The organism is Carnobacterium sp. CP1, assembly GCF_001483965.1.
Lineage (GTDB): Bacteria > Bacillota > Bacilli > Lactobacillales > Carnobacteriaceae > Carnobacterium_A > Carnobacterium_A antarcticum.
On sequence record NZ_CP010796.1, the window covers coordinates 62,727 to 89,252 of the forward strand.

General features: G+C 36.0%; 41 protein-coding genes and 1 tRNA gene. 35 read left to right on the forward strand and 7 right to left on the reverse strand.

Annotated elements, in window-relative coordinates:
- The first annotated feature begins 25 nt into the window (after positions 1-25).
- The 8 genes from NY10_RS00330 to rpmF all read left to right on the forward strand — a co-directional run bounded on the left by NY10_RS00330 (position 26) and on the right by rpmF (position 6,422).
- Entirely contained in the window at positions 26-679 is a 654-nt protein-coding gene (locus NY10_RS00330; protein WP_058918115.1) for a nicotinate-nucleotide adenylyltransferase, read from the forward strand.
- The gene (gene yqeK / locus NY10_RS00335; protein ID WP_058918116.1) at positions 660-1,268 is read left to right on the forward strand and encodes a bis(5'-nucleosyl)-tetraphosphatase (symmetrical) YqeK; all 609 of its coding nucleotides are present in this window, start codon (positions 660-662) and stop codon (positions 1,266-1,268) included. The genes NY10_RS00330 and yqeK overlap by 20 nt, the downstream gene beginning before the upstream one ends.
- A 13-nt stretch (positions 1,269-1,281) precedes the next feature.
- Positions 1,282-1,635: a ribosome silencing factor gene (rsfS, locus tag NY10_RS00340; RefSeq protein WP_156413303.1), complete on the forward strand. Its 354-nt coding sequence runs from the start codon at positions 1,282-1,284 to the stop codon at positions 1,633-1,635.
- A gap of 5 nt (positions 1,636-1,640) precedes the next feature.
- Positions 1,641-2,375, forward strand: a complete 735-nt coding sequence (locus NY10_RS00345; protein WP_058918118.1) for a class I SAM-dependent DNA methyltransferase — start codon at positions 1,641-1,643, stop codon at positions 2,373-2,375.
- Positions 2,376-2,501: 126 nt separating this feature from the next.
- Positions 2,502-4,271, forward strand: coding sequence for a DNA helicase RecQ (gene recQ, locus NY10_RS00350; RefSeq protein ID WP_058918119.1), 1,770 nt, complete (start codon positions 2,502-2,504; stop codon positions 4,269-4,271).
- 12 nt (positions 4,272-4,283) lie between these two features.
- The gene (locus NY10_RS00355) at positions 4,284-5,483 is read left to right on the forward strand and encodes a nucleotidyltransferase (RefSeq protein ID WP_058918120.1); all 1,200 of its coding nucleotides are present in this window, start codon (positions 4,284-4,286) and stop codon (positions 5,481-5,483) included.
- 127 nt (positions 5,484-5,610) lie between these two features.
- Positions 5,611-6,171 carry a YceD family protein gene (locus NY10_RS00360; RefSeq protein ID WP_058918121.1) on the forward strand — a complete coding sequence of 187 codons (561 nt, stop codon included), beginning with the start codon at positions 5,611-5,613 and terminating at the stop codon, positions 6,169-6,171.
- Between the two features lie 71 nt (positions 6,172-6,242).
- Positions 6,243-6,422, forward strand: coding sequence for a 50S ribosomal protein L32 (gene rpmF, locus NY10_RS00365; RefSeq protein ID WP_058918122.1), 180 nt, complete (start codon positions 6,243-6,245; stop codon positions 6,420-6,422).
- Positions 6,423-6,557: 135 nt separating this feature from the next.
- Here the strand turns inward: rpmF and NY10_RS00370 are convergent, their stop codons facing one another.
- The 7 genes from NY10_RS00370 to NY10_RS00400 form a co-directional block, all read right to left on the reverse strand.
- Positions 6,558-7,730 carry a tyrosine-type recombinase/integrase gene (locus NY10_RS00370; RefSeq protein WP_197408969.1) on the reverse strand — a complete coding sequence of 391 codons (1,173 nt, stop codon included), beginning with the start codon at positions 7,728-7,730 and terminating at the stop codon, positions 6,558-6,560.
- A 129-nt stretch (positions 7,731-7,859) separates the two neighbouring features.
- The gene (locus NY10_RS00375; RefSeq protein ID WP_058918124.1) at positions 7,860-8,522 is read right to left on the reverse strand and encodes a hypothetical protein; all 663 of its coding nucleotides are present in this window, start codon (positions 8,520-8,522) and stop codon (positions 7,860-7,862) included.
- A complete protein-coding gene (locus NY10_RS00380; RefSeq protein WP_058918125.1) occupies positions 8,522-8,920 on the reverse strand; it encodes a hypothetical protein in 399 nt (132 codons plus the stop codon). Before NY10_RS00380 ends, NY10_RS00375 begins: the two co-directional genes overlap by 1 nt.
- Positions 8,913-9,878 carry a ParA family protein gene (locus NY10_RS00385; protein ID WP_058918126.1) on the reverse strand — a complete coding sequence of 322 codons (966 nt, stop codon included), beginning with the start codon at positions 9,876-9,878 and terminating at the stop codon, positions 8,913-8,915. Before NY10_RS00385 ends, NY10_RS00380 begins: the two co-directional genes overlap by 8 nt.
- Before the next feature lie 104 nt (positions 9,879-9,982).
- Positions 9,983-10,513 (reverse strand): PH domain-containing protein, encoded by a 531-nt coding sequence (locus NY10_RS00390; protein ID WP_058918127.1) that lies wholly within the window; start codon positions 10,511-10,513, stop codon positions 9,983-9,985.
- Positions 10,514-10,718: 205 nt separating this feature from the next.
- Positions 10,719-11,063 carry an ImmA/IrrE family metallo-endopeptidase gene (locus NY10_RS00395; protein WP_058918128.1) on the reverse strand — a complete coding sequence of 115 codons (345 nt, stop codon included), beginning with the start codon at positions 11,061-11,063 and terminating at the stop codon, positions 10,719-10,721.
- Positions 11,064-11,073: 10 nt separating this feature from the next.
- Entirely contained in the window at positions 11,074-11,394 is a 321-nt protein-coding gene (locus NY10_RS00400) for a helix-turn-helix domain-containing protein (protein ID WP_058918129.1), read from the reverse strand.
- 277 nt (positions 11,395-11,671) lie between these two features.
- Here NY10_RS00400 and NY10_RS00405 point away from each other — a divergent pair, with 277 nt between their 5' ends.
- From NY10_RS00405 to NY10_RS00535, 27 genes are all read left to right on the forward strand, one after another.
- Positions 11,672-11,866 carry a helix-turn-helix domain-containing protein gene (locus NY10_RS00405; protein ID WP_058918130.1) on the forward strand — a complete coding sequence of 65 codons (195 nt, stop codon included), beginning with the start codon at positions 11,672-11,674 and terminating at the stop codon, positions 11,864-11,866.
- Positions 11,867-12,586: an ORF6C domain-containing protein gene (locus NY10_RS00410; RefSeq protein ID WP_058918131.1), complete on the forward strand. Its 720-nt coding sequence runs from the start codon at positions 11,867-11,869 to the stop codon at positions 12,584-12,586. It abuts the gene before it with no gap.
- A gap of 2 nt (positions 12,587-12,588) precedes the next feature.
- Positions 12,589-12,849, forward strand: coding sequence for a hypothetical protein (locus NY10_RS00415; RefSeq protein ID WP_058918132.1), 261 nt, complete (start codon positions 12,589-12,591; stop codon positions 12,847-12,849).
- A gap of 276 nt (positions 12,850-13,125) precedes the next feature.
- Positions 13,126-13,410: a hypothetical protein gene (locus NY10_RS00420; RefSeq protein ID WP_058918133.1), complete on the forward strand. Its 285-nt coding sequence runs from the start codon at positions 13,126-13,128 to the stop codon at positions 13,408-13,410.
- 12 nt (positions 13,411-13,422) lie between these two features.
- Entirely contained in the window at positions 13,423-13,608 is a 186-nt protein-coding gene (locus NY10_RS00425) for a hypothetical protein (protein ID WP_058918134.1), read from the forward strand.
- 10 nt (positions 13,609-13,618) lie between these two features.
- Complete coding sequence (locus NY10_RS00430) at positions 13,619-13,825, forward strand: hypothetical protein (protein WP_058918135.1); 207 nt, start codon at positions 13,619-13,621, stop codon at positions 13,823-13,825.
- A 53-nt stretch (positions 13,826-13,878) separates the two neighbouring features.
- Positions 13,879-15,894 (forward strand): AAA family ATPase, encoded by a 2,016-nt coding sequence (locus tag NY10_RS00435; protein ID WP_058918136.1) that lies wholly within the window; start codon positions 13,879-13,881, stop codon positions 15,892-15,894.
- 2 nt (positions 15,895-15,896) lie between these two features.
- Complete coding sequence (bet, locus tag NY10_RS00440) at positions 15,897-16,670, forward strand: phage recombination protein Bet (RefSeq protein WP_058918137.1); 774 nt, start codon at positions 15,897-15,899, stop codon at positions 16,668-16,670.
- A 2-nt stretch (positions 16,671-16,672) separates the two neighbouring features.
- Positions 16,673-17,368 carry an MBL fold metallo-hydrolase gene (locus NY10_RS00445; RefSeq protein WP_058918138.1) on the forward strand — a complete coding sequence of 232 codons (696 nt, stop codon included), beginning with the start codon at positions 16,673-16,675 and terminating at the stop codon, positions 17,366-17,368.
- A gap of 15 nt (positions 17,369-17,383) precedes the next feature.
- Positions 17,384-18,355 (forward strand): Lin1244/Lin1753 domain-containing protein, encoded by a 972-nt coding sequence (locus NY10_RS12645; RefSeq protein ID WP_058918139.1) that lies wholly within the window; start codon positions 17,384-17,386, stop codon positions 18,353-18,355.
- A gap of 4 nt (positions 18,356-18,359) precedes the next feature.
- Positions 18,360-18,599: a hypothetical protein gene (locus tag NY10_RS00455; RefSeq protein WP_058918140.1), complete on the forward strand. Its 240-nt coding sequence runs from the start codon at positions 18,360-18,362 to the stop codon at positions 18,597-18,599.
- Positions 18,592-19,170 carry a Holliday junction resolvase RecU gene (locus NY10_RS00460; RefSeq protein ID WP_082664140.1) on the forward strand — a complete coding sequence of 193 codons (579 nt, stop codon included), beginning with the start codon at positions 18,592-18,594 and terminating at the stop codon, positions 19,168-19,170. The genes NY10_RS00455 and NY10_RS00460 overlap by 8 nt, the downstream gene beginning before the upstream one ends.
- 21 nt (positions 19,171-19,191) lie before the next feature.
- Positions 19,192-19,479 (forward strand): hypothetical protein, encoded by a 288-nt coding sequence (locus tag NY10_RS00465; protein ID WP_058918141.1) that lies wholly within the window; start codon positions 19,192-19,194, stop codon positions 19,477-19,479.
- A complete protein-coding gene (locus NY10_RS00470) occupies positions 19,472-19,702 on the forward strand; it encodes a hypothetical protein (RefSeq protein ID WP_058918142.1) in 231 nt (76 codons plus the stop codon). The genes NY10_RS00465 and NY10_RS00470 overlap by 8 nt, the downstream gene beginning before the upstream one ends.
- The gene (gene ssb, locus NY10_RS00475) at positions 19,703-20,173 is read left to right on the forward strand and encodes a single-stranded DNA-binding protein (protein ID WP_058918143.1); all 471 of its coding nucleotides are present in this window, start codon (positions 19,703-19,705) and stop codon (positions 20,171-20,173) included.
- A 35-nt stretch (positions 20,174-20,208) separates the two neighbouring features.
- A complete protein-coding gene (locus NY10_RS00480) occupies positions 20,209-20,523 on the forward strand; it encodes a MazG-like family protein (RefSeq protein ID WP_058918144.1) in 315 nt (104 codons plus the stop codon).
- A 4-nt stretch (positions 20,524-20,527) separates the two neighbouring features.
- Positions 20,528-20,761, forward strand: coding sequence for a helix-turn-helix domain-containing protein (locus tag NY10_RS00485; RefSeq protein WP_058918145.1), 234 nt, complete (start codon positions 20,528-20,530; stop codon positions 20,759-20,761).
- Positions 20,758-20,949, forward strand: a complete 192-nt coding sequence (locus NY10_RS00490) for a MerR family transcriptional regulator (RefSeq protein WP_058918146.1) — start codon at positions 20,758-20,760, stop codon at positions 20,947-20,949. The genes NY10_RS00485 and NY10_RS00490 overlap by 4 nt, the downstream gene beginning before the upstream one ends.
- On the forward strand, positions 20,946-21,215 hold the full coding sequence (locus NY10_RS00495) for a hypothetical protein (RefSeq protein ID WP_058918147.1): 270 nt from the start codon (positions 20,946-20,948) through the stop codon (positions 21,213-21,215). The genes NY10_RS00490 and NY10_RS00495 overlap by 4 nt, the downstream gene beginning before the upstream one ends.
- Positions 21,216-21,270: 55 nt before the next feature.
- A complete protein-coding gene (locus NY10_RS00500; protein ID WP_156413239.1) occupies positions 21,271-21,642 on the forward strand; it encodes a DUF722 domain-containing protein in 372 nt (123 codons plus the stop codon).
- Between the two features lie 193 nt (positions 21,643-21,835).
- A tRNA-Asn gene (locus tag NY10_RS00505) sits at positions 21,836-21,907 on the forward strand.
- Between the two features lie 192 nt (positions 21,908-22,099).
- On the forward strand, positions 22,100-22,315 hold the full coding sequence (locus NY10_RS00510; protein WP_058918149.1) for a hypothetical protein: 216 nt from the start codon (positions 22,100-22,102) through the stop codon (positions 22,313-22,315).
- A gap of 90 nt (positions 22,316-22,405) precedes the next feature.
- Positions 22,406-23,203 carry a phage terminase small subunit gene (gene terS, locus NY10_RS00515; RefSeq protein WP_058918150.1) on the forward strand — a complete coding sequence of 266 codons (798 nt, stop codon included), beginning with the start codon at positions 22,406-22,408 and terminating at the stop codon, positions 23,201-23,203.
- Positions 23,193-24,485: a PBSX family phage terminase large subunit gene (locus NY10_RS00520; protein ID WP_058918151.1), complete on the forward strand. Its 1,293-nt coding sequence runs from the start codon at positions 23,193-23,195 to the stop codon at positions 24,483-24,485. Before terS ends, NY10_RS00520 begins: the two co-directional genes overlap by 11 nt.
- A gap of 11 nt (positions 24,486-24,496) precedes the next feature.
- Entirely contained in the window at positions 24,497-25,900 is a 1,404-nt protein-coding gene (locus tag NY10_RS00525) for a phage portal protein (protein ID WP_058918152.1), read from the forward strand.
- Positions 25,881-26,156: a hypothetical protein gene (locus tag NY10_RS00530; protein WP_058918153.1), complete on the forward strand. Its 276-nt coding sequence runs from the start codon at positions 25,881-25,883 to the stop codon at positions 26,154-26,156. Before NY10_RS00525 ends, NY10_RS00530 begins: the two co-directional genes overlap by 20 nt.
- On the forward strand, positions 26,153-26,464 hold the full coding sequence (locus NY10_RS00535; protein ID WP_058918154.1) for a ribosomal-processing cysteine protease Prp: 312 nt from the start codon (positions 26,153-26,155) through the stop codon (positions 26,462-26,464). Before NY10_RS00530 ends, NY10_RS00535 begins: the two co-directional genes overlap by 4 nt.
- The last annotated feature ends 62 nt before the right edge of the window (positions 26,465-26,526 follow it).

Genomic DNA, 26,526 nt, shown 5'->3' on the forward strand with positions numbered 1-26,526 from the left:
AACGAATGAAAGAAAGGTGATTATCTTGAACAAGCAAACTGTTTCTTTCCATCAGGTTGACGCTTTGACAGAGGTTTTACCTGTAAAAAACAAACGGAAAAAAGTTGGGATACTGGGTGGAACATTCAATCCGCCGCATATCGGGCATTTGATTATTGCAGATCAAGTTTGCCAGCAGCTGGGTTTGGATAAAATTTATTTTATGCCGAGTGCAAATCCTCCACATCAAGATGAAAAGAAAGCTATTGCTGCTTCTCATCGAGTGAAAATGGTTGAGGCAGCTATTCAAGATAACTCTCTTTTTGACATTGAGAAAAGCGAAGTTGAACGTGGCGGTAAGAGTTATACTTACGATACATTGTTGCAGTTAGTCAAGGAACATCCAGAGACGGATTATTACTTTATTATTGGCGGCGATATGGTAGCTTATTTACCTAAATGGTATCGCATCGAAGAATTGCTCCATCTCGTTCAATTTGTCGGCGTAAATAGACCAGGATATGGGTTAGAAAGTCCTTATCCGATTATATGGGTCGATGTCCCTTCGCTGGACATCAGTTCTACGCTTTTACGCACGAAGCTGGAAACAAATTGTCCGGTACGGTATTTGATTCCTGATAAAACATTACAGTATATTAGTGAGAAGGGGTTATATCAAAATGCTGATAAAACCGAATGACTTATTTTACGGCGAGAAATATATTAACCTCAGCCGAAAAGAACTGCTTGAAAAAGTACAAACACAAATGAGCAGTCAACGTTTTAAGCATGTCCTAGGCGTCGAAACCGCAGCTGTAGAATTAGCTCAACGCTATGGCGTTTCAACAGAGGCGGCTAGTATTGCTGCTTTAACGCATGATTATGCTAAAGAACGCAATCATGGCGAAATGCATGATTTGATCATTAGCGCAAATTTGGATTTGGAACTATTGCAATATGGCAGTGAAATTTGGCATGGTCCTGTTGGAGCTATTTTAGTCAAAAAAGAATTAGGCATCCAAGATGCGGATATTTTAAATGCTATTCATTATCATACAGTCGGCCGTCCAGAGATGTCTTTATTAGAACAAATCATCTATGTAGCCGATTATATTGAACCTGGTCGTGTTTTCCCGGTTGTCTCTGAAGCAAGAAAAGCAGCTGAAACGAGCTTAGCAGAAGCTGTAGCATTTGAAACGGAACACACTTTGCTGCATTTGATTGGTCAAAAAAGAAAAATTTACCCGAAAACCATCGATACTTATAATACATGGGTAGCAAAACCTTAGGAGGAATATAATGATAGCAACAAGTGAAAAATTATTAGAAATTGCAGTAAAAGCCGGAGATGACAAGCGAGCAGAAGACATTTTAGCAATGGACGTTCGCCAAATTTCTATTTTAGCTGATTATTTTGTCGTTATGCACGGAAATAGTGAAAAGCAAGTACAAGCAATCGCAGATGAAATCATTGATCAAGTTCACAAAGCTGGACTTAAAGTAAATCGCGTCGAAGGCCGTGAATCTGCAAAATGGTTATTGATTGATTTAGGCGAAATTATTGTACATGTTTTTCATTACTCAGAACGTTCGTTTTACAATCTCGAAAAACTATGGAGTGATGCACCATTGGTAGACATCACCGATATGGTTTAAGTCCAATGAGTTATCAAACATTTGCACAAGTTTATGACGCTATTATGGACGATACTCTTTATGAACGATGGGCTAGTTTCGTGGACCGTCAACTTCAAAACAAAGGGCAATCCGTACTCGAATTGGCTTGCGGAACAGGCGCATTAGCAGTCACATTGAAAAAACATGGCTATGATGTGACAGGGTTAGATTTGTCAGCTAATATGTTGAGTTTGGCAAGCGAACGAGCCTTTTCTGAAGGCGTTCAGCTGCCGCTAATAGAAGGCGACATGCTGGATTTATCAGAAATTGGACAGTATGATGTTGTTACCTGTTTTTCAGACTCAATTTGTTATATGCCGGATGCTGCCGCAGTTTTGAATGTTTTTAAAGAAGTGTATCAAACGTTAAATGAAGAAGGAACATTTTTATTCGATGTTCATTCAATTTATCAAATCGATAACATTTTCCCGGGCTATATGTATAATGATCAGTCGGAAGAGATCAGTTTCCTTTGGCAAAGTTATGCTGGAGAAACGGAACACTCAATCGAACATGACTTGACATTTTTTGTTTACGAGGAAGAAACAGATCGCTATGAGCGTTTTGATGAAACTCATAAAGAACGGACTTACCCAATAGAAGTGTATCGGGAAATGTTGCAGCAAGCTGGATTTACTTCAATTTTTACTAGTGCAGAATTTGGAGAGTCTGACATAAATGATGAATCTACGCGCTGGTTTTTTACGTGTAAAAAATAAGTTGTGAATCAACTTTCTGCAACAACTAAAGGCATTCATAGCGGAGAAAAAACAGGAGAATCGAAACTGATTTTTCTGTTTTTTTAATCTAGGAAGACTGTTGAATGTGAAAAAGGAGGGTGCAAGATGTTAGCGAAAGCTCATCAATTGCTTCATGACATTTATGGCTTTAATGCTTTTCGGTTTGGCCAAAAAGAAGTAATTGAAAAGATTTTAAATGGTCAAGATTCATTAGCCATTATGCCTACCGGAGGCGGGAAATCGCTTTGTTACCAGATTCCGGCATTAGTGTTTGATGGCGTGACCATCGTTGTTTCGCCATTGATTTCTTTGATGAAAGATCAAGTGGATGCTTTGACGGAATTAGGCATAGCAGCAACATTTTTAAATAGTACGCTTTCGTCAGCGGAAATGAATGATCGATTGAAAAAAGCCAGCAATGGGGACTATAAATTAGTCTATGTTGCACCTGAACGTTTCCAAACGGAAGAAATCTTTTATTTGATGCAATCGGTTAAAGTATCGATGATTGCTATTGATGAAGCGCATTGTATTTCACAATGGGGGCATGATTTTAGACCGAGTTATTTGTCGTTATGTGATACGATCCAAAATTTTACTTATCGTCCAACTATTCTGGCTTTGACCGCTACTGCAACACCGCTTGTATCTAATGATATCTTGCAATTATTAGGAATTGAAGAAAACAATCGTGTGAATACAGGATTTGTTCGCGATAATTTAGCTTTCCAAGTGGTAAAAGGCCAAGAACGGAATCGCTATCTCTTGGATTACTTAAAAATCAATGAAGGACAATCTGGGATTATTTACGCCAGTACACGCAAAGAAGTTGAACGGATTTACTTGTTATTAAAAACGAACAAAATAACTGTTGGAAAATACCATGGTGGAATGAAAGAAGAGGAACGAAACGATTGGCAAGAAAAATTCCTCTATGATGAAGTAAACGTAATGGTTGCAACTAATGCTTTTGGAATGGGAATTGATAAAAGCAATGTGCGTTTTGTCATCCATTACCAAATTCCTAAGAATATCGAAGCATACTATCAAGAAGCAGGCCGGGCTGGTCGAGACGGATTGCCAAGTGACGCTATTTTATTGTTTTCGCCGCAAGACATGCAAATTCAACATTATTTCATCGAACAATCTGAGATGAATGAAGAACATAAAAAGCTTGAATACACTAAGCTAAGAGAAATGGCACAATATGGTTCTACTCAAATGTGCTTGCAGCGGTACATCGTTCGTTATTTTGGGGAAGAATGCGGAGAATGCGGGCATTGCAGCAATTGTTTGGATGAGCGAGAAGCCATTGACGTCACTTTAGATACTCAAAAAGTTTTATCTTGTGTTAAACGTATGGGAGAAACTTTTGGTAAATCAATGGTCATGAAAGTACTGACGGGTTCAAAAGACCAAAAAATAAAACAATGGAAGTTTGAAGAATTGTCGACTTATGGCTTAATGAAGACGTCTTCTCAAAAAGAAGTAACTCAGCTGATCGATTACTTGACGGCTGAAAAATATTTGATGCCGACCGATGGACAATATCCTTTATTGAAAGTTACTGAGAAAGGCGTGACAGTTTTAAAAGGCGAACTAAAAGTGACACGTAAACAAGCTCAGCAAGCGCATAAAGTTGCTATTGACGATGTGTTGTTTGATCGGCTGCGTGAAGTACGAAAAGGACTGGCAACCATCCAAAAAGTGCCTCCTTATGTTATTTTTTCGGATGAGACACTGAAGCAAATGTGTCAACTCATGCCTCAAACAGATAATGAGCTTTTGATGGTCAAAGGAGTTGGAGAGAATAAACTGGAAAAATATGGAGCCGTATTTTTAGAAGAACTAAAAAAAACAAGCGTCAAAAGTTGAGGTGAGGGAAAAATGAAAAGTTGCGGCGTAATCGTTGAATACAATCCATTTCACAATGGACATCTGTACCATTTGCATCAAGCTAAAGAACAAACGAAAGCAGATGTTTTGATTGCTGTGATGAGCGGAAACTTTTTGCAGCGTGGCGAACCGGCCATTGTTGATAAATGGACTAGAACTCAAATGGCTTTATCAGCAGGTGCAGATATGGTCATTGAATTGCCTGTTGCTTTTAGCGTACAACCCGCTGATTATTTTGCGAAAGGCGCAGTGGCTTTATTGCATTCATTAGGATGTGAACATTTATGTTTTGGTGCAGAAACCGGAGATGCGCAGGAATATCAAGCGGTTGCTGAATTTTTTGTAAAAGAATCGGAGCAGATAGAGGAACGATTTAAAGAATTGCAGAATAATGGAACGACTTACGCCGCTCAGATGCAGCAGGTACTGTCAGAGTTGCTGCCTGCACAAGCGCTTGACCAAACGACACCCAACAACATACTTGGCCTAGCTTATGCAAAAGAAAATGCTAAGTACGCCCATCCCATGACGTTACACACAGTGAAGAGAGAAGGGGCCGGATACCACGATCAAGAAGTGTCTTCTAAAGAATTCGCAAGTGCAACAGCTATCCGAAGAAAGCTGATTGATTCTCCTTTACGTTTAGAAGCTTTAACTGAGCTGGCAGAAGTCATGCCGGAAAATAGTCGGGAAGCATTAAAAACAGCAGCATTTCTTTCGTGGGAAAATTTTTGGCCGTATCTGAAATACCAACTGACCATCCAGTCAGTTGCGGAATTACGGACAGTTTATCAGATGACTGAAGGGATTGAATACCGTTTAAAAGAAAAAGTTAAAGAAGCGGAAACGTTTGAACATTTTATTTCTTTAGTCAAGAATAAACGGTATACTTGGGTTAGGCTGCAGCGTTTATGTGTTTATCTGTTATTAGATGTGAAAGCAGAAGAGATGATGAAAGAACTCCAATTTCCCAAAGCTCTTCATATTTTAGGTTTTAGTCATGAAGGACAACAGTATTTAAATCAAATGAAAAAGAAAGCTTCGCTGCCGTTATTGACTAATATTCAACAAAAAAATGCTTGTTTATGGAAACTGGACATCAAAGCGGGGGAAGTCTATAATCTGGCTTTTTCTTACCCAGCTGATTCACAAGATTATCGAAGGCAGCCTATCCGTTGGAAAAAAGATTAAATAAGATTTTCTTATGAAAATAGGAATGAAAACAAGAGTTACAACATTTTTGGTGTAAGGTAAAATACGTTGACAAAGGCCCGCGAGACTAGTATAATTACCTTTGTTGCTTTAGGAGTGATGGAAAATGAAATGGTCATTAAACGAATTGCAAAAATACCGCTTTGAACCCCTTATTTTTTCTGAGACGGTTGACTTGAAAGAGTCCCTGATGAAGAGAGAAGAAGAAATATTAGATGTTTCTCCCATTCATTTGGAAGGAACGCTGATTGTTCAAGAAAACGACATCTTGCTTCATATGGTTGTTTCATTAGATGTGACACTACCTTCTGCAAGATCATTAAAACCAGTCTTAGTACCTTTATCGATTGAGGTAAATGAGATTTATGTTCCGCAACAAGTTACAAATTATACAGACGACAAAGAAGACGAAACAGTGATTTATTTAGATAAAGAGCTGATCGATCTATCTGAAGCGATTGAAGATGCTGTCTTGTTAAATCTTCCAATGCAGGTTTTTACTGAAGAGGAAGAAAAGGAACACGAAATGCCAAGTGGAAGTGATTGGCTTGTGGTGTCTGAAGAAGATTATCTTTCAGATAAAGCAAAACAAAAATCAGAAACTTTGGATCCGCGTTTTGCTGGTTTAAAAGATTTATTTAAAGATGAATCGGATGATCAGAAGTGAGATTAAAACATACAACTTCTCTTCTAGTTGAACGATTAGAAGCAGAAGCAATCTTTAAGGAGGTGTAGAGAATGGCAGTACCAAAAAGAAGAACATCAAAAGCTAAAAAAAATAGACGTCGTACGCATTTCAAGTTAGAAGTGCCTGGCATGAACCCATGTCCTAACTGTGGGGAATTGAGAAAAAGCCATCACGTTTGTGCAGCATGTGGACAATATGACGGTAAAGAAGTAGTAAGTAAAGAAGCGTAATGCGGACAGAAACTGCTTATAACCTGAGATAATGTTTTAAAAACACCCTTGAGACCATGGCTCAAGGGTGTTTTGCTTTGTATCAACGTTTGTAGCGCCTAATTTCATAAAAGGGGCATAAAAGGGGCAGAGATTTCATAATTCGTTTAGTTTATTTATCAAATCTGACTTAGATTTGTTAGTAACGTGAGTGTAAATCTTCTCGGTTGTTCCTCTATCGCTATGTCCAACACGATCCATAATTACATTCAAAGGTACACCTAATTCAGCTAGCATACTAATATGGGTATGTCTAAATATATGTGTGCTCAATTTAGTTTTAAGATTAAGTTCATCTTTCATTTTCCGAAGAAAAGTATTCAATACCGATATATCATATGGATTACCCTTTTTAGAAATAAAGATATAATCGTTGTGCTTTTTAGGGATAAGGAGATTCAATCCAATTCTATTTTCAATACAATCTATGACGCCTTGACTGATGTCTACAGATCGGAATGATTTTTTTGTTTTAGGAATAGTTTTTTCTCCACGTGTAGGACTTTTAGTGACGTTGTCATATGTCCCTTTAACGTGTAAAAGAGCGCCTTCTACGTCTTTTTCCTGTAAAGCTAAACATTCACCTATTCTAAGCCCAGTATAAGCCTGTACATAAAATACGCTGTAATACCCCACATTCATTTTTTTCGTTCTGTCCAACAAAGCTTCAAGTTCTTCTTTCTCGAGATACTGAGGTATGCTTTCCGCTTCCATTGATTCGATGGTACGTATTGGTGTTGGTATTTTGGATAAAGTCAAAGGATCTAAATTTTTAATGTATTTATTTTTATAAGCGTGATTAAATGTTGCGTGAATAATCAATTTGAATTTCTCGATATATTTTATACTGAAATTATATTCGTGGAAGAGTCGGTCATAAACTTTTTGAACATCGTTAAAATCCATATTTTTTACTTTATAATCCATTTCATCGATCATATATTTGTTTTTCATAAGTCCTATTATATATGAATAATTTGAAACGGTGCTACCTTTTGGAGGATGACCATTAGGCTTATGTACGAAAATATAGAACCACTCATCCAGCGTTTCAGAGAACAATTTTTCGTTATCAACAAATCCGGTCGTTTGTTCTTTTTTAGATTCAGTTAAAGCGGCTTCTATTTTAGCGTTTAATATTCTTTGCGCTTCGTTCCAAGCACGTCTACTGTTTGAGTTCATTGTGGTAGATTTTTTCCTGTAATTTTTAGTCTTAGGATCTTCGTAGCGTTCAATGTATTTAAATTTTCCGTTCTCTAATATTTCCATCCACATGGATAAAACCTCCTATTTTATGGTACAATAGGGCATAGAAAAGAGCCCTGTTATACGGGTTGTTTTTTTGCTAAACACCACTTTCGCTTTGGTCGGGGAGAGTGGTGTTTTTTACGTATATAACTAAAACTTAAAAATTTCTTTGTAAGCATGTTTTTGGTTCATTGAAAACAAATCATAATTAAGCTCAAATATTATAGGAAAATAATCTAAAGTAAAATTAGATATATCATTAAGATTACGATTATAATCTTTTAAAGAAAACGAATATGATTCATTTTCCATTATATTTTCTAAATAATTTATAGAAGTTTGTGTTGAGTTCTTATTATGGATGACGTTAGAATTATCTTTAAAAATATTATTTAATTTATCTAAACTTTGTTTACACCCTATATGTTTAGAGATTTGATTGCATTCAGGCCAAAGGTTTCTGTAAGAAAGTGATTTTATATAAGATAGAGAATAAGCAGACCCAACATTAATCGATAAAAAAATTCTTAATAAAGACTCTGATAGTCCTCTAAAAGTCATTGCTAAAAAATAGGAATCGTTAACAGGTGATATATATAAAAGTTTTAATAATAGATGTTTATAATCATTTAACAACTCCATCTCAATGTTTTCATTGTAAGTATAATCTAAAACAATATCAGTCATTTCAATCGAACGAAAGAGTAAATCAGTTCTTTTTCTTACAAAATTAAATTGTCTGTTAAATAAACTTTCCGGAAAATAACTATTTATAAATAGTGTATAATCTTCAATTTCTTTTTTATAATTCATTATTCTCTCCTAAACTGACTTAATATATCATCTGCAGAATTATTATTAGTTCCTTTTGTTTGCAACTTCTTTTTGTTGTCATGATTACTACTATTATTACTTTCAAAAAGTAACTCTTTTAATTCGCTAACGAAAACTAAAAGTTTAGTTTTGTCAGATTTTTCAATTTCCCTAATTATTCTTGCTACTACCAAAGTTCTACTTCTGTAAACGTAATCTTTATAATGTATATTGAGTTTTGATATAAATTCTGGTATATCAGAGTTTTTCACAAATATTTTTTTTGATAATATAGCGGTTATCATTATGGTATACAAATTAATTCTTAACTTTTCTTCATTAGATTTTTTATCTAAGTCAACTAAAAGATTTTTAATATAAATTGTTTCTTTATCCAAGCTCATCAATCCTTTCTAATATTTCATCTACTAATACTTCCAGATTCAATTTTGACTTTTCACTATTAGATGCATCAATAAAATAATCTAGCCTATTTTTCATATAGGCGTTTGATAGAAAGCGAGTTGCGAAAATGTTTATTTGATGCTTTGCAATCTTTTCGCTATCTGTTATGTCCTTTATTAATTTTGTCGTTCCGATTGAAGGCGATTGCTTTATATCAGTAAAAATAATCCCTAGATTTTTCAAAGGTTTTGTTTCAAAGTAAGGATCATTTTCTTCGACAACACTTTTTATAACGTTCATTAGCATATCTACCCCAGTTATAGAATAAGCTTCTGGTTTAACTGGAATTAAAAGGTAGTCACTTGGCTTTAGAGCAGCGATTGTATATGAAGAATAAGTAGGTGGACAATCTATTATTATATAATGATATTTGTTTCTTAAATTGTTCTTTTTAATGAATTCATAGATTCCGTTCTCTATTTTACCACTGTTTAGATTTCTTAATGTGAATTCAACTCCAAGTTCACCAGGAATTATATGTAAGTTAGGTGCTAGTATTTGTATCGCTTCTTTTTCCTTTGCTGGGGAAGAAGTGGTGCTTGAAAAAACTCTTTCAATACTTGCTTCAGAAATTTTTAGTTTTACTTCTTTCTTTTTTTCTTCACTAAGATTCTTGCTTTCTTCAGTAGTAATTTCATGAAGCTCTTCTTGGAGTTGTTCTTCTTCTACAAGGATCTTTTTGGCTAATTCTTCAGTTTGTGCAAATCCGTAAAAACGAAAAAGAGATTGTGTCAGATTAAGTTGTGGATCAACATCAATTAAGAGTACTTTTTTATCTCTTAATGTAGAAAGATGATAACCGATTTCTTTTGTTATAGTTGTTTTACCTACGCCACCCTTCATATTTAAAACAGATATTACCTTGCCTTTTATTTCTACTTCAGAATCCATTATATTCCCTCCGCCTTATGTTATAATAACCAAAAGGCACTCAGAACTGTCTTTTAATTCGAACACTCCTAAACTTTGGCGAGGGAAGGGGTGTTCTTTTTTGTCTATAAATTTAATAATTCTATTTTCTTTTTATCAAATTCTTCTTTAGTAATTATATTCAAATCCAATAACTCTTTGTATTTTTTTAACTCTTCAAAAGAAGAAGCGGATGAGGTCGGTTTTGTAACCTCTACTTTATTCGTTAAATTAGACATCGCTTGATTGATAGTATTTTTGAAACCATTCACTTGCGTTAAAGGAAGATTTTCAACTTTTTTAAAGCTTGAACCGTGGTGTATAGTTAACTCTCCATATATTTTTTGAAGAGAAACATCAACAGAATTCACTTTATTTAAAGAAATATCCCAGACGTTACTTCCCAAATTACCAAAACCTGTTTTAGACTGTATAAATAAAATTCTTGAACTAGTGATTACTAACAGAGCTTGCTCTTTTATATTAGATAAAATAAAATCAATAACTGTTTCATCTGTATTTATAATCGATGGCAACTTTTTCAAATCTTTTTTTATAAGTATGCCTCGCTTATTATTTTTATTCATTTTTTTTAACTCTTCATACGTTACAGACATTCTTTTCCCCCCTCAACTTATGATATAATAACACTATCATCTTTTCTTGACAGCGAGGGTGTACAAGCTCTAACCACTGATGCGAACAGAGGTTAGGGCTATTTTTTTATCCAAACTTTGATCAATCCCCATGGGTCACAGAAAAGTCTTGGTTTATGTATTCTGCTCTTTTTCAGCATTATTTTCATTTGAATACCTATTATTTTTATTTTAATTTGCACTCCCAACCTAATCCTAAATTATAGTTCTCTAAGACATCGGAATAATTAAAGTGACCGTCATATTCCTTGATCAAGTGATTCATCATAAAAGAAGTAGCTTCATTTTCCATTTTAAATTTAAATACAGGTTGATCGTATAAGACTGATATATCGTTATGATTTAAAGCATGGCCTAATTCGTGAAGTATAACTTCTTTTTGATCTTCTTCATCTAAGGCTTGATTAACAAACATCGTTTTTAAGACTGGATTATAGTACCCATTCTTTTCAAGGTTTATCAATACAAGTTCAATCCCGTTTTCCTCGAGTAAATCAAACATGATATCCATATAAACCTCCTTACTTGCTGCTGAATCTTCCTTCAAGATAAGCACGAATTGCTTCTCTATCATTTTCGGTCATAGGTTTTCCATCAAAGCTCATCATATTATCTAATATCTTATCAAGATCAGTAGGGAGTTTTTCTTCAGGATCTTTCCCGCGTAAATAGTCAACTGTAACACCGAAGTAATCAGCCACTTTTTCTATGTTCTCTAGCTTAGGTGAAGCATTATCCCACCTTCTGATTTGTCCGTTAGAAATACCAACACGCCTCTCGACCTCAGCAAAATTAGTGTGATGAATTTCGCATAACTCTTTTATTCTATCTACTATTCCCATGATACTCACCTTTCGAAGGCTCACAAAAACAAATAATGACTTTTAAGCTAATTCGCCATTGACAAATAACTTTAAAGCTATTATACTATGTTCATAAGCTAGTTAATTAGCTAATAAGCCAAAAACAGTTTTCTTAATAGACCACGTTCCCCAACGTATTAAAGGCTACTTTTACGCTTATTTGCTATGGATTTATAATAGCATAAAAGCTATTAAGGGTCAACGATATTAGCTAATTAATTAACTTGTTTTATCCAATTAAGAGAGGAGTGTAGTAATGACAACGGATTTTGGAGTTTTAGTTAAAGTCGAATTAATGAAAAGAAACATGTCTCAAAAAGAGTTAGCCGCACTAATGGGAATCAGCCCTGCATATTTAACGGATCTATTGAGAGGAAAGAAAACAGGGCCTAAAGCCAAAGAAAGATTAAATGTAATCAAAAAAATTCTGAATGTTCAGGAGGAAAAATAAATGAATGAATTACAAGTATTCAATTTTGAAAGCAACGAAGTAAGAACTCAATTGATTGATGATGAACCATGGTTTGTTGGTAAAGACGTGGCTCAAGTACTCGGATATGCAAAACCTTTAAATGCATTAGCAACTCATGTTGATGAAGATGACTCCCTAAAACAAGGACTCATAGATTCATTAGGAAGAATCCAACAAACAATTTTTATCAATGAATCAGGCATGTATGCATTAGTTTTTGGTTCTAAATTAGAAAACGCAACAAAGTTCAAGCGGTGGGTAACAAGCGAAGTATTGCCAACAATCAGAAAGACAGGCAGCTATCAAGCCCCAATGAGCCAAGAAGACATCATGATTGCCACTTTAGAAACACAAAAGGAAATCAAACAACGTCTAAACACTGTCTCAAACGATGTAGAAGGCCTGAAAAAAGAGATTGATCTAAGTCGGCTACAAAAATCTCAACTATCTAAACTAGTCAAAAGTAATGTGATGGCTGTTGTAGGCGGAAAGAAATCGAATGCCTACAAAGAACTGTATCGAGTGGCCGTTTCAGAACATTGGAGAGAAATCAAAAATTATTTCGAAGTTGCTAGCTACGAGGAAATTCCTAAATTGAGATTTGAAGAAGCAATGGAGATTGCTAGTATGTGGGCACCATCGATGGAACTGGCATTCGATATCAAACGGTTGAATAACCAAATAGAACTGGAGGTATAACCATGCCGCAACCAATAACAATCAACATTGAAGAAGTGAACCAAGATCCAGAACGCGCAAAAATAAAATATGGAAATAAAGAAGTCATCTGCAAAATGTACAGCATGAAACACGGAACGGTTACTAAGTGGATAGGCGAAATGCGAGATAATCCAGAATTTTCAGACGGAGTAATCAATCCAACGCATAAAATCGTATTAATCAATTTAGACCGATTCGAAGACTACTTTAGGTGGTTAGAAAAAAATAGATACAGAAGGTGATCAAAATAGAATTAATGATCAAATTAAGCTTAGCGGTGTTATCAGCAATAAGCGTTGCAAGTATAGTCCAACTTTTTATCAATCTGTTGAAGGAGTGAGGCAGCATGTCGTTAGAAACGATTAAAAAATTAATTTGGTCCAGTAATGTATTTTTCTTTGGAACTAAGAAGATAGATAAATCGAGTTTCTTCTGGTTTTATGGGTACTTTGTAACGCTGTTTATTGCTTTTATATTTTGGATAGTCGCTTTAAAAATTATTTAGAGGAGTGAAATAAATGAGTGTAGAAAAAATTGAACAATTAAGAAGTAACGGTTTTAAATTTGAGGAGCCAAACTTATTAATCAAAAAGCTTAATCAAGAAAACGATAGATTTACAACGGTATTGTTTGTTTATGTGGATGACATCGATGTGGTTTACATTAACAGATACTTCATGAGAGGTTTAGAGACTATTACTGAAGATGGTATTTTAAAAGATCATAACCAACTTAATTCTAATACAAAAATAGATTATGTAACTACTATGCAAAATCTAACATTTTTAAAAAGCAGATTATAAGGAGGGAATTAAATGTACGAAGCGATTGGAGAAGGAAGTAAAGAGCAATACGTAACAGCAGAAACACCAGAACTAGTTCACCAATGGTTATTAGCAACTTATCCAAGCGAATTACCGGGCAAGGTGGAATATTCACAAAAAACAAGAACTCCGGCAAAAGTGTTACCAGAACCAATGCGGATCAGAAAAATTAAGTAGGAGGGATGAGATGTCTGAAACGGATAAATCTTGGGTTGAGTATCTAGAAAATAGAATTGCAATCTTGGATATTCATATCGAAAGTTTAACAGAATCAAAGGAACAAGAGCATATAGATGGCGTGGAAGCTATCGACTATTACATGCAAGAACGTAACTACTTCAGAGGTGAAGTGGAGAAAATAAAAAAGACCAACAAGGATTGCACTCCTGGTTAGTCGGTTACGAAATATTATTTGTCTAAATAATACCATATAAAAGGAGAAATTTCATGAAAAAGATTGAGTTAATCAATATGAAGATACGAAACTTTAAAGGGTTCAAAGAATTTGAATTGATCGCAGACGGTAAGAATTTAACGATCGCTGGTGAAAATTCTACTGGCAAATCAAGTTTGTACGATGCTTTCATGTACTGCCTGTTCGGAAAAGATAGCCACGATTCAGCAAAGTTTGAATGGAAACCGTTAGATGAAAAGAATAATCCTATCCATTATTTAGAAACAGAGGTTACGTTGGATTTATCTGTCGATGGTACTCCTGTTAGTTTCTCAAGAACAACAAAAGAAAAATGGAGAGAAGAATTCGAAGGGAACGAAACGGTTTATCGTGTAGATGGTATCAAAATGACTCTTACGAAATATAAAAAAAGAATCGAAGAAATCATTGATGAAGATACCTTTAAACAATTAACCAATATCTATTATGTTGCTGAAGTGATGGCTACTGCAGATCGTAGAGCGTTCTTATTTGATCTAGTGGGTGACTTAAACGATGAAGAAGTGATTAATAGCAAAACGGAGCTCAAACCCTTAATCAAAATTCTAGATGGCCGTACAGTCGATGACAAACGTAAATTATTAATGGAAGAAAGCCCGAAAATCAAACAAGACTTGAAAGAACATGAAGTGAGAATCGATGAAGCGGATCGCAACAGCATTGATTTATCTGCTCTTAATCAAAAAGAACTTGAAGCAAACAAAGCAGCTAGTGAAGCTGAAATTGAAGAATTGCAAACGAAGATCAGCAGTATTATGAACGGTAGCGAAAAAACAAATAAACTATCGGAGCTTCAGACAAAAAAAGCCGAACTAGAAACACTTCGCAGTAAACACTCTATTAAACAAAACAAAAAAGTAGATGGCCTTCAAAAAGGCAAACAAGAAGCTTACGAGAAAGCTATGGATGCGCAGAATGCGTTCATTACTCACGAAAGTGGGCGACAACGGTCTCTGAGAATGATTGAAAATGCAAAGGAAGATATCATTTCTAAAGAAAAAGACGTACAAAGTTTACGAGAAGATTATACGGCGATAGCGACTGAAGTGTTTTTAGAATTTGATGAACACAAAGCAAGTTGCCAATACTGTGGCCAAGAATATCCAGAAGAACAAAAAGGAGAGATACGCGAGAAATATGAAAAAGAAAAAATTATTTTCAACACTAAAAAATCAATGAGTTTGGAGTCAATTAACGCCAAAGGAAAAGATTTAGCAGGTTCCCTTACAGCTAAAAAAGAAGAATTAGAATCAATCGAAAATAACTTGGTTTTACTAGAAGAAGAAAAGTTGGTTCTTGTAATCGAAAGAGATCAAGCGAAAGAAGAGTATGTAAAAATCCAACAAACTATTAAAGATTTGCAAGCAAAAGCTATGCCTTTTGAAGAAACGAAAACTTATCAAGAGAAGGTAGCTGAAATGGATGCAATCAGCGCTGAAATCGAGACGATGGCTGGTTCAGTCCAAAGCGATGTTGATGTAATCCAGAATAAAATAAATGTCCTCAAAGCGAATATTAATCAAATCAATGAAGACTTATATCAATTTGTTCTAGCAGCCAAACAAGAAGAACGGAAACTTGAATTGATTGAGAACCAAAAGAAATTAGCAAATAGAAACGGAGAAATCAAGCAACAAATTAACCTTTTAAATGAATTTGTTAAAGCGAAGGTGTCTCTATTAACTGAAAAAATTAATTCAGAATTCAAATTAGTAACGTTCAAGCTGTTTAACATCCTCAACAACGGGAGTTTAGAAGAAGTTTGTCAGCCGTTAGTTGATGGCGTGCCATTCAGTAGTGGTTTAAACACAGGTAGCCGAATGGAAGCAGGACTAGACATCATTAACACTTTAACTCGTTTGAAAGGTGTCAGCGTTCCAATTTTCGTTGATAACGCAGAAGGATTGACGAAAGAAGTCAAGCTTGATTCACAATTGATCCAATTGAAAGTCGTCCAAGGACAAAAAGAATTGAAAATTGAAAGCAAAGAAATGGTAGGAGGAAAATAAAAATGGCAAATGAATCAATGTTAACTAAACCAATGGAATATGAAGTAAACGGAAATGAAGTTAAATTAAGTGGGAATATGGTGGCTCAGTATTTAACTCGAGGTAATGGAAAAGTCTCAGAACAAGAACTCGTAATGTTCATGCAGCTTTGCAAGTTCCAAAAGTTAAACCCGTTCCTGAACGAAGCTTATTTGATCAAGTTTGGTAACCAACCAGCTCAAATCATTGTATCTAAAGAAGCGTTTATGAAACGTGCCGAACAACATTCTCAATACAGCGGTCTTGAAGCCGGCATTATTGTTGAACGGAAAGACGACTTAGTAGAAATCGAGGGAGCTGTAAAGCTTAAAAATGATGTCCTTATTGGTGGCTGGGCAAAAGTTTACCGCAAAGACCGTGAACGTCCAATTAGTGTAAAACTTTCATTTTCGGAGTTTGGAAAAGGACAAGCAACTTGGAAAGATATGCCTTTGAATATGATTCGTAAAACAGCAATCGTGAACGCGCTTCGTGAAGCCTTTCCAGATAATGTTGGAGCTTTGTATACAGAAGAGGAAAGTAACGCGCCTGGTCCAACACAAGTGAATCCAATTGAAGATGTAAAGCAAGAAATCGAAAACAACGCTAATCAGCAAGTCATCGATTTCGAGGATACTCCAGAGCAAGAAGTAAGCAACATTAAACCAGCAGATAAAGTAGAGGTTGCCGAAGAAAAAGAAGCCAAGCAAGAAGATTTGTTTGATGTTAGAAAACCACCTCTTAACCCAGAGTTTTAATCATGATTGAGATTAAATCGTATGGCTCTAGCAGTGCAGGGAACGCTTATGTGATATCTGATGGCGAGCGTTCTCTCATGTTAGAAGCTGGAATCCATTTAAAGAATATGAATGATGTAGATTGGCAGTCGATTGATGGCTGCCTCGTCACTCACGAACATGGCGATCACAGCAAATATGCAATGAACGTCATTAATCAGACCGGTATCGACTTGTTTTTAAGCGCTGGTACGCAAGAGGCGTTGAAACTGCCTAGTTATCGCACAAACACTTTAAAGGCGTTAAATCAGCAAAATATTGGTAATTGGACGGTTCTGCCATTCGATGTCCAACACGACGTAAACGAACCATTAGGCTTCTTCATTCAGTCAAAAGATGGCGATAAGTTACTTTTTGCAACAGACACGTACTACATCAAGTATAAATTACCTGGCATTACGCATTTGATGATTGAATGCAACTACTCAATAGATATTCTAAACAAAAATGTTGAGACTGGCCGAATTGGCAATTTCTTGAGAAAACGAATCGTAAGAAGTCACTTCGAATTAGAGAACGTCAAACACTTTATTCGGTCAAACGATATGAGCCAACTGCAAGAAGTATGGCTACTGCATTTATCAAGTTCGAATGCAGATGCTGCACGATTCAAAAAAGAAATACAAGCAATTACTGGTGTGCCGGTTTATATAGCTTAGAAAGGAGATCTAGTAATGGCAAGACCAACTAATGCGGGTTTAGATTATTTCCCTCTAGATACAGATATCGATCAAGATGACAAATTGGCTTTAGTTGAAGCTGATTTTGGTATCAAAGGTTTCGGGATAGTTATAAAACTCTTGATGAAAATCTATGCGACGTCTTATTACTATGAGTGGGGAGAAAAGGAACAAAAACTTTTCTCACGTAGAGTAAATGTAGACATTAACTATCTGTCAGAGGTAGTTAATGCAACATTCAAATGGGAAGTTTTTGATGCTGAACTATACAAGAAGCATGGAATACTCACTTCTAGAGGAGTTCAGAAGAGGTATTTCGAGGCTTGTGTCAGGAGAAAAGAAGTAGAAGTAGCTAAAAGTTATTTGCTCTTAACTCAAAATGAGATAGAAAAATACAAGAATATCGTTTATGTAGACATTAATCCCCGCTCAGCTGTACCCAATGTAAACATTAACTCTAGCTCACCTGATGAAAATGTATACGCTGGTACACAAAGTAAAGTAAAGGAAAGTAAAGTAGAGGAGAGTAAAGGAAACAACAGTAGTACAGAAGAAAAAAATACTCCTGCTGCTGATCCTATATCTAAAATAAATGCTCATGAATTTTATCAAAACAATTTCGGTGTAGAAAATTCGATTACTTCTCAAAATATTGAAATGTGGATTGAGGATCTTAGTGAAGAATTAGTTATCGAAGCAATGCAAAGAGCAGCGCTTGACCAAAAGGGTTATCGATACGCTGAAGGCATAATGAAAAACTGGGATAAAAAGAGCATTAAAACAATGGATGAAGTGAAGGCAGAAGATGTTGCGTTTGAAAACAGTAAAAAGAAACCGAAGTTCAATCAAGCTGTTAGAACTGAGAAACTTCCGGATTGGGCACAAGAAGATTATGTACCACCAAAACCAGTAGAAAAATGGACTGCTGAAGATCAAGCTGAGTTCGAAAAGATGATAGGAGAGTGAGTTCGTGAATTGGGGGATTGTGCTAAATAATTATCCATTACCAGAAGGTCTACCAAATAGCTATCTAGAGATTATTAAACAGGAAATGCGAGATCATGTTAGCAATGGTGGAAAAGCATCAGACGAAAGATCAAAACGTTTATTTTTAAAACTTTGCCGCATCGTTGATACGTTTAACGGCAAAAAGATTGATTGGGATAAAACTGCAGAAGACTATTTGGGAGAGGAGGAATTGAATGGCTAAATTCATTCCTAAAAACTACCCTAACGCTACCAGGGTTAAAAGTTATCCAAGGAAGAGTAAACCATCTGTTGATCAAAAGAAACGCGCTGAGGGAGCTGCATCGAAGCGAAACGGTGAGTATTTCGAGAAGATGATTGAAGTAGCTTGCAGGTATTACCGACAAAGCGGTATTGCTGATATCCAGAAGACACCTGAACCGATGAGAGTGATAGGTGTCTTGGATAAAAGCAAAGGTCATTTTAAAGCAGCATTCGAAAAGCAAGCGCAGCCCGATTTTAAAGGGGTTCTGAATGGTGGCCAAGCCATTATTTTTGAAGCAAAGCACACGAATGGGAAATTGATTGAACAGAAACGATTGAGTGATGAACAAGTTGAGAATTTTGGAACTCATTACAAATTCGGAGCAAAATGCTTTGTTCTAGTTAGCTTTGAGATGAAGCGCTTTTACAAAGTGCCGTGGGAAACCTGGAGAGATATGCAGTTTATCTTTAAAAAGAAATCAGTTAATGAATCAGATATAAAAGGTTATGAAGTTACTTATGCGAACGGAATAATCGATTTCTTGTCATAACTAAAAAATGGAGGTAATAAAATGACTAAAGAATTAAAACAACTATTATTGTGGTTCGCGTTGATCGTCGTCATGGTCGCTGCTTTAGGTTATGGGATTTATTCCGGTGCTAAAGTAAATAGTCTAGAAGAAACGGTCATTGAAAACGAGAAGGAAATGAAAGTATTGAATGCTGATTTGAAGAGCCACAAAGCCTTAATGTTGGAACGCGATATCGAGATTTTAGGTAAAGACAGCACGATTCAATCATTAGTGGCGCAAAACGAAGCGTTGATGTGGCGGTTGCCGGAAGGTAGTCAGGATGAGTAAGATAAAAAAATGTGCAGAATGCCAAGAAGATATCGAATGGAACGAAGATGTTATTATCGGAGAAAATGGAAAAGTCTATCACGGCGAGTGTGTCGATATTTATCCTACTGGATTTTCTTTACACAACTCGGATGGGGAATATTTAACTTTTGCTGAAGAACCCGAAATGTCAGCCGTTTGTGTGTTAGATCTTGGTGAATATATTGACGTGGAGGACGAGTAGATGATGAATAACACGGTTTTAGTTGGAAGATTAACAAAGGATGCGGATTTAAGATACACAGCGAATGGCATAGCAGTTGCTTCATTCACTGTTGCGGTAAATCGTGCATATAAAAAAGAAAATGATGAACAGAAAGCTGATTTCATCAATTGTGTGGTGTGGAGAAAAACCGCTGAAGCTTTAGCGAACTACACGAAAAAAGGTTCACTAATAGGCGTGGAAGGAAGTATTCAAACACGAAGCTATGATAATCAACAAGGACAAAGAGTCTATGTTACGGAAGTTAACGCAAGGGAAATAACCTTCTTAGAAAGCAAAAAAACCAGCGCAGGAGAAGGTTCAACTAATCAACAGACAAATAGTCAAAGTTATAGTTCAAATTCAACAATAGGCAGTAGTCAAAGTCAAACGACAGGTTATGATGCTGGCGGAACTCCAGCGGACATCTCTGATGATGATTTACCGTTTTAAATGACAACATACTTGAATTCGAGGAGGAAAAATAAATGAATGAATTAATCAAATCGGTAGAACAATGGTCAAAAGATAAAGGGTTAGATCAAGCAGAATCAAGCAAACAATTTTTAAAAGTAACTGAGGAAGTTGGGGAAGTAGCCGCTGCTCTAGCTAGAAACGATATGGATATGCTGAAAGATGGCATCGGAGACGTTGTGGTTACGTTGATTATATTGGCACAACAGAATGATATGGATTTGTACGAGTGTTTGAATACGGCGTATGATGAAATTAAAGGACGAACTGGAAAGATGACTGATGGTGTATTCGTTAAAAGCAGTGATTTAGCTACTGACAAGGAGTGATCACATGACTAAACCGTTAAAAGTGGTTATTGGTGAAAATGTCAAAAGATATCGAATCGAACAAGATATGACGCAAGTGGACTTGTACAGAAAAATACACGGCGGAACCGTTGGTAGTTTCGTCCGTGAATTAGAAAGAGGCGAGCGAAATATAACGCTGGAGACATTGGATAAACTGGCACTGGCTTTGGATGTATTGGTTATTGACCTTGTGGAAGATTGGAGTGAAGAGGAATGATTACTAAAGAATACGCAATTTATAAAGGTGACACGCTTCTTTGCATCGGGACAGCAGAAGAATGTGCAGAACATCTAAACGTAAAACCACAGACTATTTTGTTTTACCAATACGCAGGCTATCAAAAGAGAGCTAAGAACACAGCTAATAGACGGATAGCGATACCGTTGGGGGAGGATGCAGAATGAACAAAAGAATTAAGAAAAAAGTAACTAAGCGAGCTATTAATAAATACGATAATAAAGAAAAGTTAACTGTAAAAGAAATTAAATTGATTAAATCGTATATTACGTTAAAGAGTTTCGATTATTTGTCGCTTTGGAAAGGCGTTAAATCTTTCTTTACTAGCTTTTTTAATAAACTTGCACAAGTATTTAAAAGAGCTTCTAAGCAAGCGTTAAATCTTGCTAAAGCTTTGAACAGCCCCAATACCACTACTGTCAAATTTTATTAAGAGCGGAGGCAATTGTTTGGATAAATTCACAAAGCAGTTTATTGAGAAGCAATTAATGGACTATCCCAAAATGGATGAATACATCATGCATCGTAGATTAGAGTTGAAGTACCCAATCGGTCAAGAGGACGAGAATATAGGTGGTTCATCTTCTGGTAATATTAGCAACCCTACAGAACGAACGGTTATGACAATTCATTCAGATAAACGGTTAACTCAGTTAGAGAAGACGAAAGACGCAATTGAAAAAGTGCTTGATACGCTAGATACGAACGCCTATGCGCTTGTAGAATTAAGGTATTGGACGAAACCCCAAACAAGGACTTGGGTCGGCGTAGCGAAAGAAATAGGTTATTCGGAACGACAATGTTATAACGTAAGAGATTTAATCATCGAGAACATAGGTAAAGAGTTAGGTATGGCTTAAGGTTGCAGAATGATTGCAGTTTTAGGGGGGGAGGACGTGTTATATTTGTAATGTAGAAAGTTTCAGATAAAGCGGAATGAACCAACCTTTAGGAATGAACAGTCATTGACTTCATCTGCAACGATCTATCTATAGTGTTGTTTTTAACTTAATAAGTATGGGAGCCGTCAGCGGAAACTGGCGGTTCTATTAATGAATAGTAGCACAATGGTAGTGCGCTTCACTGTTAATGAAGTGGTTGCAAGTTCGAGTCTTGCCTATTCAGTAGTAAGATAAAAGGCTATGAGATTCAAACGTTGCGGTTCGATTCCGCTATATCCTACTAACACTAAGAAGCATTCACTTCATTGTGGGTGCTTCTTTCGTATAACTCCTTCTATGTCAACGTTAAGCCTAATCAGGAGAGACTCCTCTTTGTGGTATAATAGAGATATGAACAGGAAGGAGAAAGATTAAAATGAATGAAGAAATATTATTAAAATCAATATTAACTAAAGTAAGACTAGGTCAATTTACAGGTGACGAGGAAACGTACAATGTCAAAAAAGAAGAGTTTTTAGATGCAATGGCTTTATTGGTACGAAACGAATATATAAAAGGACCATTTTATAAAGAAGGATTTACAGGAAAGCAAGAATTGACTGAAAAGGGAAAACAATATTTAGATAAATAAGTACTTTCAAAAAAAGCTGACCTCAATTGAGGTCTTTTTTGGTACATAAAATTACAAAACAAACACGAATGAGTGAGGTGGTGCAAATGAATGGCTAGGTCAAGAAGTCCAAACCGGGACAAGGCCTTTGAAATATTCAAAGAATGTAACGGGATTATTAAAAACAGGACAATTGCAGAACAATTAGGAATTTCAGAAAAAACAGTTGGCGGATGGAAATCTAAAGATAAATGGATAGAGAAAACGAACGGAGTACTCCAATCAAACGAACGGAGTACTCCGTTACCTGCAACTAAGAAAAAAGGCGGACAATTACGTAATAAAAATGCTGTTGGCAACAAAGGTGGCAGTGCTCCAAAAGGAAACAAAAACGCTGTAACTCATGGCTTATTTGCTAAATGGCTTCCTGAAGAATCACAAGAGATTATGGAGGCCATTCAAAATAGAGATCAAGCGGATATGCTTTGGGATTCAATCATGTTCCAATATACAGCTATTATAAGAGCGCAAAAAATTATGTTTGTTCAGGATCAAGATGATATGACCAAAGAGAAAACTGGTGAATCATGGGGCGAATCGGGTGGAGGAGAAACATTTACAGTTCAGTTTGCTTGGGATAAACAAGTTACTTTTATGAATGCTCAATCAAGAGCCATGGGAGAATTAAGGTCTTTAATCAAACAGTTTGTCTCTTTTGCTGATGAAGCTGATGAACGAAGATTGAAGTTAGACCAAATGCAAACTGGTTTAGAACTAACCAAAGCCCAATTATACAGAGTTAAAGCTGAAAATGGTGACTTTGACGATGAGATAATTGAAGATGATGGATTCATGGATGCTATAAAAGGAATGGTCACAAATAAAGAGGTGTGGCCAGATGAAGACTAGATTTAAACGGAAACGTGCAACATTTATATTCAGCCCGTTCTCTACTAAACAGCTTCAAGTTTTGAGTTGGTGGGAACATCCAAAGCATAAAGAGAAAGATGCAATTATATGTGATGGTTCTGTTCGTGCAGGTAAAACATTGATCATGTCATTGTCCTATATTATCTGGTCCATGCAGTCATTTGATGGCCAACAGTTCGGGATAGCTGGTAAAACCATAGGTTCCCTAAGACGGAACGTTATCAACTTACTCAAAACCATTCTTTTTTTTAGAGGATACAAAGTTAAAGACTTAAGAAGCGATAATATCCTTGAGATAACTAAAAAGGGAAAAACAAATCACTATTTTTTATTTGGTGGTAAAGATGAATCCTCACAAGACTTAGTCCAAGGGCTAACGGCTGCAGGGTTCTTTTTTGATGAAGCAGCGTTGATGCCGAAATCATTTATTGACCAAGCAACAGCTCGTTGTTCCGTTGAAGGTGCAAAAATTTGGTTCAACATGAACCCTGAGGGACCCTATCATTGGTTTAAATTAGAGTGGATAGATAAGCTAATTGAAAAGAATGCTCTTCATATCCATTTTACAATGAATGATAACCCTTCTTTATCAGATCGAGTAAAAGAACGTTATAAACGCATGTATTCTGGCGTGTTCTATTTGCGTTTCATCTTAGGCATGTGGGTAATGTCGGAAGGGATCATTTACGATAACTTTGATAAAGATACTATGGTGGAAGAATTACCAGAAGATGATGTATGCGATAAGTATTATGTATCAATTGACTATGGGACTCAAAACCCAACAGTTTTTTTATTGTGGGGACGTCATAAAGGAACCTGGTATTGTTTAGACGAATACTATCACAGCGGGCGAGAAAGTAGCCGGCAAAAAACAGATAAGCAATACAGTGATGATTTAAGAGAGTTTGTAGGCAACAGAAAGCCGACGATAATCGTTGACCCTTCTGCTGCCTCTTTTATTGCTCAATTACGGAATGACGGCTTTACAGTCGAAAGAGCTAAGAACGATGTACTTGATGGTATACGTGCTACTCAAACGGCTATGAATGAAGGCACAATTAAGTTTACGAGTAAATGCAAGCACTTATTTAAAGAATTTGCTTCTTATGTTTGGGATGAAAAGGCTGCTCTTAGCGGAACAGACAAGCCAATCAAAGAGCATGATCATGCTGCAGATGCACTAAGATACTTTGTATTCAAAGTTATCTTCAAGAAGCAAGCTAAGACCGGCAAGAAGTCTAAATACGGCATACGATAAGGAGGTAGCACATGGCGATAGCAATTGATAGAGAACTGGCAGGAGACATCGACAATCCTTCTACAGATGTTTTAAAGTACTGTATAGATCAGCATCAAAAAGAATTAGAACGACTTCAAAAACTATCAGATTATTATGATGGTAAGCATGATGTTCTAGAACGAACGCTAGATAATGAAAATGCAAAGAATAGTAAAGTGATGGTAAATAACGCGAAGTATGTGACAGATATGAATGTTGGTTTTTTGGTTGGTAACCCTATCTCGTATAGTTCCGGAAAGGATAAGAACATCGATCCAGTGTTAGAAGTTTACGAAGAAATGGACGTTGTTTCTCACGATACAGAATTAGAAAAAGATTTATCTGTATTCGGCGTTGGTTTGGAACTCCTGTATTTAAGGAAAGTTCCGGGTAAAGAGAATGAAACAGAAATTAGAATTAAAGTAATTGATCCGCGAGGTGTCTTTCTTGTAACCGATGATACCATCGAAAAGAACTCATTATTTGCTGTCCATTACTATGAGAAGTTTGATTTAGCAGGTAAATCTACTGGTTGGCTGTTAAATATTTATACGCCTAAAAATATCATTTCACGCAAGGTGAAAGATTTAGCTTTAAGTGGAATGACGCTAGTTAAAGCTATTCCTCAGTATTTTAATGGAGTACAAGTTATCGAATACCGTAATAACGAAGAGAAACAAGGTGATTTTGAGCAAGCGATAACTTTAATTGATGCTTTAAACGTATTGCAAAGTGACCGCATCAGTGATAAAGAAGCCTTTATTGATGCATTGCTTATTATCTACGGCTTTACACTAGAAGGTAGTGTCAAAGATGGTTTGATCGAGGCGCCTGGTAAAGGGGAAGACGGAGCGGATGCTGAATGGCTGACTAAGACTTTCGATGAGTCCCAAGTACAGATACTCTCTAAATCAATTGAGGACAGTATTCATAAAGTTACTTATGTGCCTAACATGAATGATGAGAACTTTGCTGGCAACATTAGTGGAGAGGCTATGAAATATAAGTTATTTGGCTTGTTGCAGTTAATGTCTATTAAATCACGCTACATGACGAAAGGTTTACGTCAGCGTCTGCAATTAGTTGCGAGTATGCTAAATATTAAAGGTGGAAACGTTGATATCAGTGGAGCTAAAATTAAAATCAAACCTAATTTACCAATTAATACCAGTGACATTATAGATCAAATCGTTAAAGCAATCGATATACTACCCTTAGAAACACTTCTTTCGTGGTTGCCTGATATTGATGATCCAGGTGAAGAAATTAAAAAGCTGATTGAACAAAAGAAACAAAACATTGAATTAGCTAATAAAATGGGTGGACAAGGCGCTAGTCACGACAATTTAGACGACGAACCAGAGGAGGATGAAGATGAAGTATCAGAAGATTGAGAAAGAAACGTTTGCTGCTATTCAAATCCAGAAAGAAACCATCAATGATGCCTTACTATTTGTTGGTGATGTCTCTTTATCTGAAAAAGAGTTAGTTGACCTTACTAATAGCATTGAGTTCAAAGGTGTGTATGTTCAAACAGTAAGGGGTCCAGAGAAAGCGTCAATCGGTGATTATATCATCAAAGAAGATAATAGTTATTCTGTTATGAGTGGTCCTTTTTTCGAATCACTATACGAGAAGGTGTCTGAATGATCTATGTGACGATTGAAAAGAATGAACAAGATGAAATTGCATTATTTAATGTAGAAGGACATGCCGGTTATGCTCCTTCAGGTAGGGACATTGTTTGTGCGGCTGTTTCTGCATTAGTTGTTGCTACTGTCAATGGGTTGGAAGTGTTGACGGACGCATCAATTGATAAAGCAGTAAGTTCTGGGTTTACTAAAGTATTCATTAATAAACCCACATCAAGTAGTAATATTTTGTTACGATCTATGGTTATGTCACTCGAAGGAATCCAAGAGGAATATCCTGATAACTTGGTAATAAACACTATTTAATAAAACCTTCGTTTCTTTTTATATCTTTAAAGGATATAATCTAAAGAAAGGAGTGAACTTTT